This is a genomic window from Rhodoferax sp. ZS1R8, from assembly GCF_056521325.1.
Genome location: NZ_JBWMBA010000120.1, coordinates 1 through 1,210, shown reverse-complemented (window position 1 = coordinate 1,210; position 1,210 = coordinate 1). Strand labels below are relative to the sequence as shown.

Sequence of the window (1,210 nt, the reverse complement as noted above, 5' to 3'; positions counted from 1 at the left end):
ATAGAGCCCAGAATGATGCTGATGGCAGCAGCGAGGAAGAAGACAATGTCTTTGAACGAAGGTTCTGGCAGAAACTTAAACAAGTCCTTGCTCATGGCAAGCGACACCACCTTGTCTGCACCGCCGGCCATGTTTGCGGCATACACCGTGATGATCGACAGGCCACTCACCAAAATAATCATCTGGATGAAGTCAGTCACCGCCACCGACCACATGCCCCCGTACAGGGTATACGCAAGGATGGAAACAACGCCAATCGTCATGCCCATGGGAATGCTGATGGAGCCGCCCGAGAGCAGGTTGAACACCAAGCCCAGTGCTGTCACCTGTGCGGACACCCAACCCAGGTAACTGACCATGATGATCAAAGAGCACAGCACTTCTACCGTGCGGCCAAAACGCTCACGGAAGTAGTCGCTGATGGTTAGCAGATTCATTTTGTAGAGCTTTGCCGCGAAGAAGATGCCAACCAGGATGAGGCAGGTGCCGGCCCCAAACGGATCCTCCACTACGCCATTGAGGCCACTGTTTACAAACTTTGCAGGAATGCCCAACACAGTTTCTGACCCAAACCAGGTGGCAAACGTGGTGGTGATGATCATGATCAGGGGCAAATTGCGGCCCGCAATCGCATAGTCCGCCGTGTTCTTGACACGTCTGGCCGCGTAGAGACCGATTGCGATGGTGATCAGCAGGTAGACGACGACCAGGGTCAGCAGCACGGCACACTCCTTAAATTTAAAAAATTGGGCATTATCCCAACAGTTGGCAAGGGATCGAAGGCCTGATTGTCACGGTTGGCGTGTACAAGCTGTTTGCACGGGCTTGGTGCCTTGGGTTACCGCCCTGGCCCGAATCCTGCGCCCGTGCCAGAAGCGGCAGAATAATTTTCATATGGCAATTATTTAATTCCATATGGAGAAATGACGCTGCTAACTTATTGATTCGTATAGAAAACTATTTAGTCATCTATAAGACATAAGAGCTGGTTTTATGTCTTATATAAGACTACAATTGTTCCCAGCTTGAAGTGCAAAGCCTGGCTTTCAGGCACCGAAATTCATTAACTACGACGGAGTGAATCCATGACTACTCAGACCCGTGAACAGCAAATCGCAGCCCTTGAAAAAGACTGGGCGACCAACCCCCGATGGAAAGGTATCAAGCGCGGATATACCGCCGCTGACGTCGTGCGCCTGCGTGGTTCTTT

At 51.3% G+C, this 1,210-nt stretch carries 1 protein-coding gene; it reads right to left on the bottom strand.

Annotated features, from left to right (window positions below; all coding sequences use genetic code 11):
- A partial coding sequence (locus AC097P_RS24295) for a sodium:solute symporter family transporter (protein ID WP_479612986.1) occupies positions 1-722 on the bottom strand: 722 nt, incomplete at its 3' end.
- Between the last annotated feature and the right edge of the window lie 488 nt (positions 723-1,210).